Here is a 14,665-nt window from a genome sequence, read left to right on the forward strand (position 1 = left end):
CCCTAGCCCAGAAGCCCGAGTTCAGCGAAGGCCAGCGCAACACCGTTGCCGGCCGGCGGGGCGGTGATCCTGTCCGCCACGGCAAGAACCGCGGGATGGCCGCCCTCCACGGCAATGCCGACAGCTGCGTACTCAAGCATTTCAATATCGTTGGCGCTGTCGCCGATGGCAATGATGTCCGCCCTGTCCAAACCCAGCCGCGCTTCCACCACCTGGATGCCCACTGCCTTGTGCGTGCCGGCCATGTAGATCTCCCCCGCCCGGTCACCCAGCGCTGACAGGGAGCTCGGGATCAGCCCCACTTCCGGGCCGAAGGATTCCATCAGGCTGGTCAACGGCACCCGGGAATCGAAGCAGGAGATCTTGGCGTAGGAGGTGGCGCGGAGGTCATCGCCGTACTGCATCGGTCCCAGGATGTCCTCGACCGGATCCACGTCGGTGCTGAGGACTCCGTCGTGCTGTGCACGCCCGGCGAAGATGGGGCCCAGCACTTCCCTCAGCCGCCGGTCCACACCGGTGCGGCCGTACAGGGCCTCCGGCGCTTCCAGGATGTAGGCGGCGTTGTGGGCATCCAGGGCCTCCACAATGCGTGCCGCCAGGGCCGGGTCAAAACGGGCGTCCTTGAGGACCTCGCCGTTGACCTCCACCCGGGCACCGGCACCCGTAATGGTGCCGTCAAACCCGGCGTCCAGGATGTGGGTAGGGACCATGGACAGCGGCCGGCCGGTACAGACAAAGACCAGGTGGCCGAGTTTCCGTGCGGTCCGCACGGCGTCCACATGCGCTGCCGGAGCAAGTCCGTGGTCGGCATACGTTCCGTCGATGTCGAGAAAGATGGCACGGGGCCTGGCGGTCTGGCTGGGCATGCCTGCGCTCCTTGGTCTGATCCGGGACTTGCCATCCTATCGGCGGAGGCGGTGCCTCAGTGGCCCGGATGCGGCTTGAGCGGACGCGGCGCCCGCGCGCCGGCCATTGCCAGCCCACGACGCCCTCTTGGATAAAAGAACTACATTCCCGCAAAGAAACTGACAGTCATCCTGTGATATTGAAGGCCTTGCACAGTAGTAAGCATGCTGATTGAATGATGGAACCGGAAATGGGGGCCCGGCACAACTTACTGACAAGGAGTGGCAACATGGGCATTATCGGATTTCTCATTTTGGGCCTGATTGCTGGAGCCATTGCGAAGGCCATCCTGCCGGGTCGCCAGGGCGGCGGCTGGGTAGTAACCCTGGTCCTCGGCGTCGTCGGAGCCATTTTGGGCGGCTGGATTGGATCGCTGATCTTTGGCGGCGGACTGGCCGAATTCTTCGACCTCAGGACCTGGCTGCTGGCCATCCTCGGCTCCATCATCGTTCTCCTGATCTACGGAGCAGTCACCAACCGCAGCGGCCGCCGGGTGTAGCCGCGCTACATAATAATTGAGCAAGAAGCGCCGGACTCCCCAAAAGGAGGACGGCGCTTTCTACGTCCAGCGCGGTCCAATTTGCTGCCCCTCGTACCCGCCCAATTCCGGCGCATGGCCTTTATGATGGCCAAGGGGTGTTTAAATGACCAGTTTTATGGGCCGTGGCAACGCTGTGGCATTACAAACTTTTGGCGTGGTCATGGACGCGAGCCCGGACGCACTGCTGGCATTGAACGCAGACGGCATTATTCTTGCCGCCAACCCGGCAGCGGCGAGGCTCTTCGACCTACCGCAGGAGGCTTTTACCGGCCGGGACCACCGCCCACTGATAGCAGAGGGCTTCCGCGACGAGGTGGGCCAGTTGTTCCACCAGCTCCTTGCACAGCCGGATGGGCATCCACCTCCCCGTGAGATCAGGGGACTGCGCGGCGACGGCACCGAATTTCCCATCGAGGTGGCAGCCGCACTCCTCCCCCAGCCAACCGCAGGGCAAGCCGGAGCCCGGCTGCTGCTTTCCGCCCGCGGCACGGCACACCGCAAAGCCCCGGGCGAGGATTTGCGCGAGGCCATGTCCTTGCTGACAGCCACTCTTGAATCCACTGCCGACGGCATCCTTGTCATGGGCAATGACGGCAGGGTGGCCGGATTCAATGAACAATTCCTCACCATGTGGGGCATCCCGCCCGAGCTGATGGAAGCCGACAGCGATGAACCGGCCATGCAGCTCGTCGTGGAGCAGGTGGCAGACCCTGTGGCCTTCACCGCCCGGCTGGGGGAACTTCATCAGGACCCGGCCGCGGAAAGCCATGACGTTGTTGAGTTCAGGGACGGGCGTACCTATGAACGGTATTCCCGCCCCCAGCGGGTGGGGGAAAAAATCGTGGGCCGGGTGTGGAGCTTCCGCGATGTCACGCCCCGGCGGAAAGCGCAGGAGCAGGCACACCGGGCCATGATGGACCTGGCCGTCCAGGCTGAAAAGCTGCGGGCGATGGCGTTCCAGGACCCGCTGACCGGGCTTGCGAACAGAGCGGTGTTCAATGACGCCCTGGCCGAAGCACTTCTGGAACCGCGGCTGAAGACGGTGGATGTCCTGCTTCTTGACCTGGACGACTTCAAGGAGGTCAACGACATCCTGGGTCACCAGGCGGGCGATGACATGCTCATGGAAGTGGCACGCCGCCTCCGCGGCTGCGTCCCTACAGCTGACGTTGTTGCACGGCTGGGCGGTGACGAGTTCGTGGTGCTGTTGACTGCCTGCCCGGACGCCGACGCCATCGCAGCGTGCATCGTGCGCTGCCTGCACGTTCCGGTCACCATCGGCGGCACCGTCCTCCGGCCGAGCCTGAGCCTGGGCCTGGCCTCCCTGGGGCAGGACAGCGTCGGGCCGTCGGAACTGCTGCGGCACGCCGACATCGCGATGTATGCGGCCAAGGCGGCCGGCAAGAACCGGTTCCTGCGCTTCCACCCGGACATGATGCAGGCACTGGTGCAGCGCACGCACATGGAGAGCGGGCTGCGGCTGGCCGTTCCGCGCGGCGAAATCACCGTGGACTTCCAGCCGATCGTGTCGCACCGCATGGGGCAGGTGGTCCAACTGGAGGCCCTGGCCAGGTGGGACCGCGGCGGCGAGCGGGTGCCGCCGTCGATCTTCATCCCGCTTGCCGAGCGCACCGGGCTGATCAGCGAGATCGGAGCCGAAGTGATGGCCTCCGGAATGGTGCAGCTGGCGCGGTGGCTCAGCGAGGACCCGTCGCGGTCCCTGGCCGTCAACGTTTCCGGCGTCCAGCTGCAGGAACCGGACTTTGCCGAGACCGTGTTGAGGATGGCAAAAGCCAGCGGTGTGGCCCCTTACCAGCTGGTCATGGAAGTTACCGAGAGCGTGTTTTTCGACGCCGACTGCAGCCTGATCCGGCAGCTCAGCATGCTGCGGGACGCCGGGACCAGGGTGGCCCTGGATGATTTCGGCACCGGCTACTCCTCGCTGGGGCGGCTGCAGGACCTGCCTGTGGACACCGTCAAGATCGATAGGTCGTTCGTGTCCATGGTGCGGACCGGCAACGAGCGCCTGCCCATTCTCAGCTCCATGATCAACATGGCCCACAGCCTGGGGTTGACCGTCACTGCTGAAGGAATCGAGACCGCGGCGCAGGCTGATTACCTGACGGCCTTGGAGTGCGATTCGCTGCAGGGCTACCTGTTCTCGTTACCGGAGCCTGGCGACCGGCTTGAGCAGGCGCTGTATCACGCGGAAGAGGCCCTCAACGCTTTGAAGGGGCGCTGATTTCCGGCCCTTTCTTGACGTGTCCGGGATAACATGAGGGTGCGTCTCCGCCGAGGTCTCCGGCGGGTCCATCCCAGTTTTTGGGCTTCGGGCGCAATCTGGGGAAGGGGTCTCCGTGTCTCATTCTGGTCTCTTGGAACACCGTCCTGGCAGCGGCGCGCTGCAGCTGTGGCGCCGGCTCGTGCCGGCAGCGCTGGTGCTTGCCGGACTCGGAATATTTTTGGCAGCCTTCAGGGGCACACCGGCCGCCCTCGTTTCCGGCGACTTCCTCATTTTGGCCGCGTCCCTGGTGGCCGGGGCGAGTTGCGCGCGCGCCGGTGCACGCGGGGGCCCCAACGCCAAGGCCTGGACTTTCATGGCTGCCGCTTCCTTCGTGTGGGCAGCCGGTATGGCGGTCTACGCGTTTTACGGTCTTTTGAACGACCACGTTTACCCCTTTCCCTCGCTCGCAGACGCCCTGTTCCTGGGTTACTCGGTGCCCGCTGTCATGGCACTGTTCTCGTTCAAACGGCGCGCCGGCACTCCCGTGGTGCTGTTTCGGGCGGTCATGGACGCCGGTGTCGTTGCCGGTTCGGTGCTGGTGGTCAGCTGGTACACGGCTCTTGGCCCCGCGTTCAACTCCGTCGGGGATCCACTGACGCGACTGACGGGCATGGCCTACCCCGTGGTGGATCTGGTGATCACGTCCCTGGTTCTGGTCCTGGCCATGCGGCGGCAGCCGGGTGAGCGCCTGCCCTGGCTGTGCTTCGGCGGCGGGTTGGTGGTGTTGGCCGTGACGGACAGCATCTACGTGCGGATGACATTCGACGGCGTGACGGGAACCACCGGGTCACCGCTTGCCTTGGGCTGGATAGCAGCCTTCCTCCTCATCGCCTTGGCGCCTGCCGCACCGTACGTGGAGAACACCGGCCCGGACCGCAAGGGATACACCCTGGCGCTGGAACTGCTTCCATACGTTCCCCTCCTCCTCGCGGTACTCCTGTTCGCCGGGCCGCACCTGCACGAGCTCGATCCGTTCCTTATCGTGGTGGGAACCGCAGTGCTTGCCTCCGTGCTGGTCCGGCAGGTGCTGATCGTCTTCGAAAACATCAGCCTGACTGGCGGACTTGAGAATGAAGTGGCAGCCCGCACCGTGGAACTTGAGGCGGCGCGGGAGGCGGCGATGGAATCCAGCCGGCTCAAATCCGAATTCCTGGCAACCATGAGCCACGAAATCCGTACTCCGATGAACGGCGTAGTCGGGCTGACCGCGCTGCTTCTGGAAACCGGGCTGGATGAGACGCAGCGTCAGTACGCGCAAGGGGTCAAGGGTGCGGGAGAATCCTTGCTTGCCCTTATCAACGACATCCTCGACTTCTCGAAGCTTGAGGCCGGAAAGGTGGACCTGGACATCCGCCCCTTCGACCCCAGGGTCCTCGTGGAGGAGGTGGCCGCCCTGCTGGCCGAACCGGCACTGGCCAAGAACCTGGAGCTGATCGCCTACTGCGAGCCTGACGTTCCTGCCCGTTTGCAGGGCGACTCCGGCAGGATCCGGCAAATACTGCTCAACCTTGCCTCGAATGCCGTGAAGTTCACCACGACCGGTGAGGTCTCCATCCGGGTCACGACGCAGGACCCCGGCGCCGGCCCCGGAAGCACCGCAACGATTCACTTCGAGGTCCGCGACACCGGCATTGGCATCAGCGCGGAACATCAGGGGAAATTGTTCGAATCCTTCTCCCAGGCGGATGCTTCCACCACCCGCCGCTACGGCGGTACGGGTCTCGGCCTGGCCATCTGCAGGCGCCTGACCACTGTGATGGACGGTGCCATCGGGCTGGACAGTGCCCCGGGCCAGGGCAGCACATTCTGGTTCCGGCTGCCGCTGCCGATAGCACCCCCGTCCACTGATCCTGTGCCGGCCGCCGGCTTCCTCAACGGCCTCCGCGTCCTGGTGGTGGATGACAACGCCACAAACCGCCTGGTCCTCGAATCACAGCTCCGGGGCTGGCGCCTTCAACCGCAATCCGTCCCGGATGCAACGGCTGCGTTGGAACTGGCCCGTGCCGCGGGGCAGGCCGGAGCACCTTTCCACCTCGCCGTCCTGGATTATTGCATGCCCGACACCGATGGCCTGGAGCTGGCCCGGCGCATCAAGGCCGACCCGGCACTTGCCAGCATGGAGCTGATCATGCTGACCTCGACCATGCAGGTGGACCCGGTAGAGATTGCGGCCGCCGGCGTCCGCGAGTGGCTGATGAAACCTGTGCGCAGCTCGGAATTCTACAACCGGCTGGTCCGCCTGATCTCGACCCGGGAGGGGATGCCGCAATCCTGGAGCAACGCAGGGCCGCCCCAACCTGCGCAGACGCAGGGCCGCGGACCGCACCGCGGGCAGATCCTGGTGGTGGAGGACAATGAAGTGAACCAGCTGGTGGCACGCGCTACAGTCGAAAAGTTCGGCTACGCGGTGGACGTGGTGTCCAACGGCGCCGAAGCGGTCGCGGCGACGGCGGCGACAAGATACGCAGCCGTCCTCATGGATTGCCACATGCCGGTGATGGACGGCTTCGAGGCAACCCGCGAGATCCGCCGCCGGCCCGGTGCAACCCGGCTGCCCATCATTGCCATGACCGCAGGGGCCCTCGACGGAGACCGGGAACGCTGCCTCGCCGCCGGCATGGATGATTATCTGTCCAAACCCGTGGACGGGGCTGCCCTGGAAGCTGCCTTGGCCCGCTGGGTTCCCGGGCAGCTCCCGCAGCCTCTGGCTGTCACCGGAGGACCCGCCGCCCCCGCGGGCCAGGGGCCCGCACTGGACCAGAACCGCCTCGCCGTCCTTCGGGAGCTGGGCCAGGACGACGGAGGGGCGTTGCTGCGGGCAACGGTGAAGGCTTTCCAGCGGGATAGCCTGGTGCGCGTGGCGGCGCTGCGCGCAGCGGTGCCCGGCGACAGCCAGGTTCTGATGCAGGCCGCCCACGCCCTGAAGGGATCCGCGGCAAACATCGGAGCCGGCGGCGTGGTTGCCGTCTGTGCCGAGCTCGAAGAACTGGGCCGCAGCGGGCGCCCCGGCAACGGCGCCGGACTGGTCAGCCGGCTCGAGGCTGAGCTGCGGCGACTGGACGCCGAATTGGAGGTTGCGGTGAAGGGGGACCAATGAAAGTACTGGTGGCGGACGACGATCCGGGGTCGCTTCTGGTAGCCAGGGCCGCCGTCGAACGCTCCGGACATCAATGTGTGGCAGCTGCGGACGGCGGCGAGGCGTGGACCCTGTTCCAGGCACACCGGCCGGACGTGGTGGTCACCGACCGGATGATGCCCCGGATGGACGGATTGGAGCTCTGCCGTGCCATACGCGCAGAGGAAGCCGAGCTGTACACCTACATCGTGCTGTTGACCTCGCAGGGATCGCGCGACGACATCCTGTCCGGGCTTGAGGCGGGCGCTGACGACTACGTCACCAAGCCGTTGGACCCCTTCGTCCTGCATGCCCGGCTCTTGGTGGCGTTGCGGGTTACCACTCTTCACGCGGACCTCGCCCACTACCGGAAAGTCCTCTCGGAGCAGGCGCGAACCGATCCCCTGACCGGACTGCATAACCGGTTGAAGCTCTCCGAGGACCTGGAGCAACTGCACGCCCGCAGCACCCGCCATGGCGAGGAGTACAGCCTGGCGATGTGCGACGTTGACAACTTCAAGAGCTACAACGACCTCTACGGTCACCAGGCCGGCGACCTCGCATTGCGGGCCGTGGCATCGGCCTTGGGGGCACAGGCGCGCCGGACTGACGGTGTCTACCGGTTCGGGGGCGAGGAATTCCTGCTGGTGCTTCCCCGCCAGGGGGTAAACGGGGCCAAGGCCCTCATGGAACGGGCCTTCAGTGCGGTACGGGACCTGGCAATACCCCATGCCGGCGATCCGTCGGGGCAGTTGCGGCTCAGCGCCGGAATTTCGGCGTTCTCAGCCGGGCATGTTGTCAGTGCCGAAACGTTGTTAAGGGAAGCCGACGCGGCGCTGTACGCGGCGAAGGCTGCCGGACGCAACCGGGTGATGCTGGCCCGGTAGGTGCTATGCGGCCTTTTTTCCGCCGGACTTCTTCTGCGGGGACTTCTGGCCGGGCTGCCGCTGCTCAGCACTGGCTGGCGCATTGGACGCCTGGTCCACTGTCTCGGCCGGCCCGGCAGGATGCGGCGTCGAGGCCGTGGCGTCAGCGGCATCAGCTGCTGCAGGATCAGTGTGTGCAACGGGTGCGGACCCGGCGGCGCGGTTGCGGCGCCAACGGCGGACCAGGTCGACGGCGGCAAGCAGCCCTGCGAGCGGAGTCAGCACAGCGGCACCGTAGACGAACAGCATCCAGGTCAGGGTGGTCAGGGGCGGCTGGTTGTTGTTGAGCAGGGACAGTCCGCCGAGCAGGCCAACAACCCAGAACAGCACCACGGCCGTCAATACGGCGCCGGCAGGAAAATACTGGTTGGTCACGACTTTTTTCAGGGTTTCCATGCACTTCCTCCTGCCTGGCCGGGGGGACGGCGAAAGCCGTTCAAAAACAAGTATGGGGTCCGGCAGGCAGGAAACTGCGCAAGACAACACGGCGAGTGATCAAGCTAACGCGACCACCCGCCGTCGTACGTATTGCCGGGCCAAGAACGGGGGGCCCTGCACCCTTCCCGGAAGGGCATTGGGCGAATACCGTAAAGCCTGTCCGCTCGAAAACTGGAGGTTTCCATGCGCAAAGTCACTGCCGGCCTGTTCCACTCCGTGGACGGGGTGGTGTCCGAACCTTTCAAGTTCCAGTTCGACAGCTTCGACGAGGAACTCGGTGCGGGCCTGACCAGGATGATGAACACCGTGGACACCGTGGTCCTGGGCCGCGTCAGCTACGAGGAGTGGGCTGGCTACTGGCCGAATGCCTCGGCAGACCAGGACTTCGCCGCGTTCATTAACCCGACGGAGAAGTTCGTTGCCTCGCGCACCCTCACCGGTCCGCTGGAGTGGCAGAATTCGCAGCTGATGGACGCACCGCTCGAGGAGTTCGTGACCGGGTTGAAGGAGCGCGACGGCGGCGAGATCGCCGTGTGCGGGAGCATCTCCGTGGTGCGGCAGCTGCTGTTCGCCGGGCTGCTGGACTCGCTGCAGTTGATGACGCACCCGGTCATCGCCGGCAGCGGCCGCAGGCTGTTCCAGGACGGCGACCCGCTGACCCGGCTGGAGTTGCAGGACCAGTCCACCACCAGCAAGGGCAACGTGCTGAGTACCTATGGGGTCCGCGGGGACTAGGGTCACGCGGCCAGCGGCGCCCCGAAAAGCTCCTCCGCGAGCCGGGCCAGGTGGTCCGGGATGTCTGCTTCGCCCCCGTGTTCGCCGCGGCCAAGGAACACCGCCGTGCCGCGGATCCCGTCAAGGTCCAGGCCGCATTCGTGCATCAGCTGCCCGGCGCGGAAGTTCACCGGCAGGAGCATAATGACGCTTTCGGCGTTCAGGTAGACATGCCAGTCACCGCGGATCACTGATTCCAGCGGGCCGCCCACCAGGGCTTCCAGGACCTGCAGGTCCGCTGCCACCTGCTCGATGCGGATGGGGTCGGAATTGCCGGCCGGTACGACAAGTGCCGTGTAAGTTCTGTTGTCCATCGTTCGTTTCTCCATAGGGTTTAACACCTGTGGAGTCGGCAGTGTTCCCCGGACCGGCGCACTTGCAGGGGGCTACGCGTTGCCTGCCGGCCCGGCCAATCCGGCAATGTCGCGTGGCGTGGTCCGGCAGCAGCCACCCACGATGCGCGCGCCAAGCGTCCGCCACTCAGGGCCGCCTGAGCCAAGGCTGGCGGGGGCGCCAGCTACTCCCGCCAGGTCCTGGCTCCAGGTCTTCGTCCCGGGATCGTAGGTCTCCCCCGAATTGGGGTAGGCCACCAACGGCTTGTCCGTGTGCAGGCGCAGTGCCGCGAGCGCCGGGGTGACCAGGTGGAGCGGGACACAGTTCACGCCCACAGCGGCGACGTGGGGCTGCCCGTCAAGGAGCCGGGCCACATCGGCGAGCGGAGTTCCGTCGCTGATATGCCCGCCGTCGCGCAGTGAAAAGGAAAACCAGGTGTCGACGCCGTGTTCCCGGCTGAGGGCCAGCAGGGTTTCGGCTTCGGCGAAGGAAGGGAGCGTTTCGAAGGCCAGGAGGTCCACGCCGGCGTTGACCAGCGGGGTGATCCGGGGAGCATGGAACTCCCTGAACTCCGCGCCGCTGAGCACATAGCCTCCGCGGTATTCGGAACCATCGGCGAGGTAGGCGCCATAGGGGCCCACAGAGCCGGCAACCAGCAGCGGCCCGGCGCCGGGATGCTGGGCCAGGTGCTCCTGCCGCGCTTCCGCCGCCAGCTGGACGGACAGGGCAACGAGGTCCAGGGCTTCCTGTTCGGAGATCCCCCGCGCGGCAAAGCCTTGGGGCGTGGCCTGGTAGCTGGCGGTGGTGGCGATGTTGGCGCCGGCCGCAAAGTAGTCGCGGTGGACGTCCCTGATGAGGCCTGGCTGTTCCAGCAGCACTTTGGCCGACCACAGGGGGTCGTCCAGGTTGCAGCCACGGGCCTCAAGTTCCGTCGCCAGGGCGCCGTCGGAAACCAAGGACGCGCCCGATTCCAGTATTGCGGACAGCTGTGAAGTGGGAGGCACGTGATCACTATAGGCATCGGCCCCCGCCGAGGTGGTTGGAACGACTCAGGCAGTCCGACGGATAAGCGTCCCGCATCGTTCCAGCGGACATGGAAAGGGCGACGACGGCACCTGGCCAGGTGCCGCCGTCGTACCTCCACGTCGTGGCCGGGATGGCGCACCGGGTAAACTTGTCCGGTCATGCGCTGTTCCTACTTTGATGCCGGCACCTGCCGTTCCTGCACCCACATGGGCATGCCCTACGGTGAGCAACTGGCCGGCAAACAGCTGCATTGCCAGACACTCCTGTCCGGCCACACCGGGCTCGAATGGCTGCCGCCGGTGGCGAGCCAGGAATCCGGCTTCCGCAACAAGGCCAAAATGGTGATTGGCGGGACCGCGCAGAATCCCACCATTGGGATCCTCGATGCCGAGGGCCACGGCGTGGACCTGCGCAAGTGCGGCGTCTGCTCCCCCGGCCTGCGGGCCTGTTTTCCGGTGCTGGCAAACTTCATCCGCCGGGTCCGCCTGACGCCCTACGACGTTCCGCGCCGGACCGGCGAGCTCAAGCACGTCATCATCACTGAGTCGCCGGACGGCGAGGTCATGCTCCGGCTGGTCCTGCGCTCGGACCAGGTGGTGCCGCGGATACGGAAGCACCTTCCCGAACTCCTGGAAGCCCTGCCGCAGGTGAAGGTGGTCTCGGTCAACCTGCACCCGGAACACAAAGCGGTGCTGGAAGGCGACCGGGAGATCCTGCTGACCGGGCAGTCCACCCTTAACATGCGGGTCAACGACATCAACCTGCACCTCCGCCCGCAAAGCTTCTTCCAGACCAACACCGAAATGGCAGCCGCCCTGTACCGCCAGGGGCGCGAGTGGGTCAACGAACTGGCACCGGCCTCGGTGTGGGACCTATACTGCGGTGTGGGCGGCTTCGCCCTGCACAGCGCCGCCCCGCACCGGACGGTCACGGGCATCGAAACCAGCAGCGAAGCGATCGTGTCCGCCCGGATCAGCAGTGACGAAGCCGGCCTGAAGGGGATGGACTTCCAGGCCGGCGACGCCACCGCGTTTGCCCTCACCAGCAAACAGTCCCCGGACCTGGTGATCGTGAACCCGCCCCGGCGCGGCATTGGCAAGGAGCTGTGCGGCTGGCTGGAATCGTCGGACGTGCAGCACGTGGTGTACTCCAGCTGCAACGCCCAGTCCCTGGCCCGCGACCTGGCCGCGCTCCCCTCCTTCACCGCCCGGCGCGCCCGCGTCCTGGACATGTTCCCGCAGACCACGCACTACGAGGTGATGGTGCTGCTGGAACGGGCCGCTTAGGTCCCCGGCTCACCTGCTGCGCACGCGTTCGACGGCGGCCGCGGCGGCTTCACGCCCGCCGGCCCGAAGGCCCGCCGCCACGCCCTCGGCGTCGGCGTCGGAGCGGTTCTGGCTCAGTTTTTCCTTCGCCTCGATCCGGGTGATCACCAGTTCCACGCCGACAATCGCCCGCAGCTGCCCGGCAATGAACTTCTCCGGCGCATCGTCCACGGCCCAGGGCTCCTTCCGGCCGTTCTCGTGCAGGCCCGTCAGGTGCCGGACGTGCCTGGCCAGCCAGCCGACGTCGTCATGGATTACCAGCTGGCCGTACACATGAGCGGTGCTGTAGTTCCAGGTGGGGACCACGCGGCCGTGCTCGGCCTTGGAGGCATACCACGACGGCGAGATGTAGTCGTCCGGGCTCTGGATGATGGCCAGGGCCTCGCCGGATGGCTCCGTGGACCACTGCGGGTTGTTCCGCGCCATGTGGGCCTGCAGCGCGCCGTACTCCCCCACGGCCGGGTTGAAGGCAAAGGGCAGCAGCGTTGCCAGCAGGCCCTGGTCCGTCATGGTGACCAGGTTGGCCGCACCGGGAGCCGCGAGGAGGTCCTGGACGGCGTTCGGGCTGGCAGCGAAATGGGCGGGAATGTACATGGGAATTCCTTCCAGAAGGTTAGAGGGCTGGTTTGAGCCGGACGCGGACGGCCGCGGCGGCACAGAGGATGACGGCGAGGGCGGCGATGACGGTGGTCCAGGTGAGCGCCTCCCCCAGCAGGAGCGCAGCCCAGCCGATACTGAGGACGGGCTGGAGCAGCTGGATCTGGCTCACCTGCGCCATGGGGCCGATGGCCAGGCCACGGTACCAGGCGAAGAAGCCCAGGAACATGCTGACCACGGCGAGGTACGCGAACGCCGCCCACTGCACCGGCGTGGCCGACGGCGGCTGGTCCAGGACGGAGAGTACGGCAAGGACCAGCATGGCCGGGGCGGCAAGGACCAGCGCCCAGGCGATGGTCTGCCATGAGCCAAGTTGGCGCGCCAGCAGGCCGCCTTCCGCGTACCCCACCGCGGCGCAGGCCACGGCGCCGAGCAGCAGGAGGTCGGCCCAGTGCAGGTGCCCGGCTCCCCCGGACTGCAGGAAGGCGAAGGAGATCGCGGCCAGCGAGCCCAGCGCCATCACTGCCCAGAACGCGGCCGGGGGCCGCTCGCCGGTGCGCAGGACCGCCACTGTTGCCGTGGCGGCCGGCAGGAGGGCGATGACCACGGCCCCGTGCCCTGCCGGTACGGCCGTAAGTGCGTAGGACGTCAACAGCGGAAAGCCGACGACGACGCCGCCGGCCACGAGCGCCAGGCGCAGCCACATGCGGGGTTGCGGCAGCCGCTGCCGGGTGACGGCCAGTGCGGCAGCGGCAAAGACAGCGGCCACAACTGAACGGCCGGAACCGATGAACAGCGGCGGGATGCCGGCGACGGCCACGCGGGTAAACGGAACGGTGAAGGAGAAGGCCGCCACACCGAGCAGGCCCCACCAGATTCCGGTGGCTTTTCGCGGCAGTATCACTGGGGGATTCGGGACAGTAGCGCTACTATGTTCTTTCATGAATAACGATAGCAGTTCGCGGATCGTTGCGGCGCTCCGCGAATGGATTGCCCATGCGGCCCCGGGGGCGCGGCTGCCGCCCACCCGGCAGCTCGTGGCCGAGTACCAGGCCAGCCCGGTGACGGTGCAGAAGGCGCTGCAGGCGTTGACCTCCCAGGGGCTGATCGAAAGCCGGCCCGGCGTAGGGACGTTCGTCCGTGCCGTGCGCACCGCACGCCCCTCGGACTACGGCTGGCAGACCGCTGCCCTGCGGTCGCCGTCGTCCCCGCTGCCGTCGTCGTCGGGCACCATGCGCAACGTTCCCGGGGACGCCATCTGGTTCCATTCCGGCTACCCAGACCGCGAGCTGCTGCCGGAACGGCTGGTCCGCGCCGCCCTCGCGCGTGCTGCCCGTGGCGACGCAGCACTGTCACGTCCGCCGGCCGCCGGCATGCCCGAGCTGCAGCAATGGTTCGCCCAGGAACTGGGATCCGCCACGCCGGTAGGGATCACGCCTCCCACCCCGAACGATGTGGTGGTGCTGCCGGGAAGCCAGAGCGGGCTCAGCTCCATCTTCCGTGCGCTGGTGGGCGCGGGACAGCCGTTGCTTATTGAGTCGCCGTCGTACTGGGGCGCAATCCTTGCCGCCGCGCAGACCGGGGTCCGGCTTGTTCCGGTGCCCACCGGTCCGGACGGGCCGGACCCTGCGGAGGTGGACCGCGCCTTTGCCGAGACCGGGGCCCGCGCGTTCTACGTGCAGCCCAACTATTCGAATCCCACCGGGGCGCAGTGGGCGGCAGGCCGGGGTGACGAGATCCTGGACGTGGCCCGCCGGCATGGCGCGTTCCTGGTGGAGGACGACTGGGCCCACGATTTCGGCATCACCTCGGATCCCGTTCCGCTGGCCACCCGCGACGATTCCGGACACGTGGTGTACATCAGGTCCCTGACCAAGAGTGTTTCCACCGCCATCCGGATCGCTGCGGTGGTTGTCCGTGGACCGGCACGGGAACGCATCCTCGGCCAGCGCGCCGCTGAATCGATGTACGTGAGCGGGCTCCTGCAGGCCGCCGCGCTGGACGTGGTGACGCAGCCCGGGTGGCAGACGCACCTGCGAAGCCTCCGCCAGCAGCTGCAGTCACGCCGCGATCTTCTGGCCACCAGCATCCGCGAACACGTCCCCCAGGCCCACATCGACACCCTGCCCAAGGGTGGACTGAACCTGTGGCTCCGCCTGCCCGATGCCACTGATCTCCCGCGCCTGGTGCGGGACTGCGAGGACGCCGGGGTGATCATCGCCGCCGGCACTGAGTGGTTCCCGGCCGAGCCCGCCGGCGCCTTCATCCGGCTCAACTACTCGGGCCCGAACCCGGGCGCCTACCAGGAAGGTGCGCGCGTGATCGGCGAGGCCCTGGCCAGGCAGGGATAAGGGCAACAGAGCCCGAAATTGCAAGGGGGGCGCAGGAATACATCAAGAT

At 66.7% G+C, this 14,665-nt stretch carries 13 protein-coding genes; 7 read left to right on the top strand and 6 right to left on the bottom strand.

Annotation, left to right across the window (positions count from 1 at the left end; translation table 11 throughout):
- Positions 1-2 precede the first annotated feature (2 nt).
- The gene (locus Q9R31_RS11530; protein WP_311262866.1) at positions 3-866 is read right to left on the bottom strand and encodes an HAD family hydrolase; all 864 of its coding nucleotides are present in this window, start codon (positions 864-866) and stop codon (positions 3-5) included.
- Between the two features lie 269 nt (positions 867-1,135).
- Here Q9R31_RS11530 and Q9R31_RS11535 point away from each other — a divergent pair, with 269 nt between their 5' ends.
- From Q9R31_RS11535 to Q9R31_RS11550, 4 genes are all read left to right on the top strand, one after another.
- Positions 1,136-1,405 (top strand): GlsB/YeaQ/YmgE family stress response membrane protein, encoded by a 270-nt coding sequence (locus Q9R31_RS11535; RefSeq protein ID WP_056332502.1) that lies wholly within the window; start codon positions 1,136-1,138, stop codon positions 1,403-1,405.
- Between the two features lie 145 nt (positions 1,406-1,550).
- Positions 1,551-3,689 (top strand): putative bifunctional diguanylate cyclase/phosphodiesterase, encoded by a 2,139-nt coding sequence (locus tag Q9R31_RS11540; RefSeq protein ID WP_397428236.1) that lies wholly within the window; start codon positions 1,551-1,553, stop codon positions 3,687-3,689.
- Positions 3,690-3,822: 133 nt separating this feature from the next.
- Complete coding sequence (locus tag Q9R31_RS11545) at positions 3,823-6,828, top strand: response regulator (protein ID WP_311262867.1); 3,006 nt, start codon at positions 3,823-3,825, stop codon at positions 6,826-6,828.
- Positions 6,825-7,733, top strand: coding sequence for a diguanylate cyclase (locus tag Q9R31_RS11550; RefSeq protein WP_311262868.1), 909 nt, complete (start codon positions 6,825-6,827; stop codon positions 7,731-7,733). Before Q9R31_RS11545 ends, Q9R31_RS11550 begins: the two co-directional genes overlap by 4 nt.
- A 3-nt stretch (positions 7,734-7,736) precedes the next feature.
- On the opposite strand, the gene Q9R31_RS11555 is transcribed toward Q9R31_RS11550, so the two are convergent.
- Positions 7,737-8,168, bottom strand: coding sequence for a hypothetical protein (locus Q9R31_RS11555; RefSeq protein WP_311262869.1), 432 nt, complete (start codon positions 8,166-8,168; stop codon positions 7,737-7,739).
- Positions 8,169-8,393: 225 nt separating this feature from the next.
- Between Q9R31_RS11555 and Q9R31_RS11560 the strand changes: the two genes are divergently transcribed.
- Positions 8,394-8,945 (top strand): dihydrofolate reductase family protein, encoded by a 552-nt coding sequence (locus Q9R31_RS11560; RefSeq protein WP_311262870.1) that lies wholly within the window; start codon positions 8,394-8,396, stop codon positions 8,943-8,945.
- Positions 8,946-8,947: 2 nt separating this feature from the next.
- Here the strand turns inward: Q9R31_RS11560 and Q9R31_RS11565 are convergent, their stop codons facing one another.
- A complete protein-coding gene (locus Q9R31_RS11565; protein WP_311262871.1) occupies positions 8,948-9,298 on the bottom strand; it encodes a hypothetical protein in 351 nt (116 codons plus the stop codon).
- A gap of 72 nt (positions 9,299-9,370) precedes the next feature.
- A complete protein-coding gene (gene mmuM / locus Q9R31_RS11570) occupies positions 9,371-10,321 on the bottom strand; it encodes a homocysteine S-methyltransferase (RefSeq protein ID WP_311262872.1) in 951 nt (316 codons plus the stop codon).
- Positions 10,322-10,501: 180 nt separating this feature from the next.
- On the opposite strand from mmuM, the gene rlmC reads away from it, so the two are divergent.
- Entirely contained in the window at positions 10,502-11,629 is a 1,128-nt protein-coding gene (rlmC, locus tag Q9R31_RS11575) for a 23S rRNA (uracil(747)-C(5))-methyltransferase RlmC (RefSeq protein ID WP_311262873.1), read from the top strand.
- Between the two features lie 9 nt (positions 11,630-11,638).
- Here rlmC and Q9R31_RS11580 read toward each other — a convergent pair whose 3' ends face one another.
- A complete protein-coding gene (locus Q9R31_RS11580) occupies positions 11,639-12,262 on the bottom strand; it encodes an FMN-binding negative transcriptional regulator (protein ID WP_311262874.1) in 624 nt (207 codons plus the stop codon).
- 19 nt (positions 12,263-12,281) lie between these two features.
- Positions 12,282-13,208: a DMT family transporter gene (locus Q9R31_RS11585; RefSeq protein WP_311262875.1), complete on the bottom strand. Its 927-nt coding sequence runs from the start codon at positions 13,206-13,208 to the stop codon at positions 12,282-12,284.
- Here Q9R31_RS11585 and Q9R31_RS11590 point away from each other — a divergent pair.
- Positions 13,207-14,616, top strand: a complete 1,410-nt coding sequence (locus tag Q9R31_RS11590; protein WP_311262876.1) for a PLP-dependent aminotransferase family protein — start codon at positions 13,207-13,209, stop codon at positions 14,614-14,616. The two genes, Q9R31_RS11585 and Q9R31_RS11590, sit on opposite strands and share 2 nt — an antisense overlap.
- Positions 14,617-14,665 lie beyond the last annotated feature (49 nt).

The organism is Pseudarthrobacter sp. BRE9 (assembly GCF_031844305.1).
Lineage (GTDB): Bacteria > Actinomycetota > Actinomycetes > Actinomycetales > Micrococcaceae > Arthrobacter.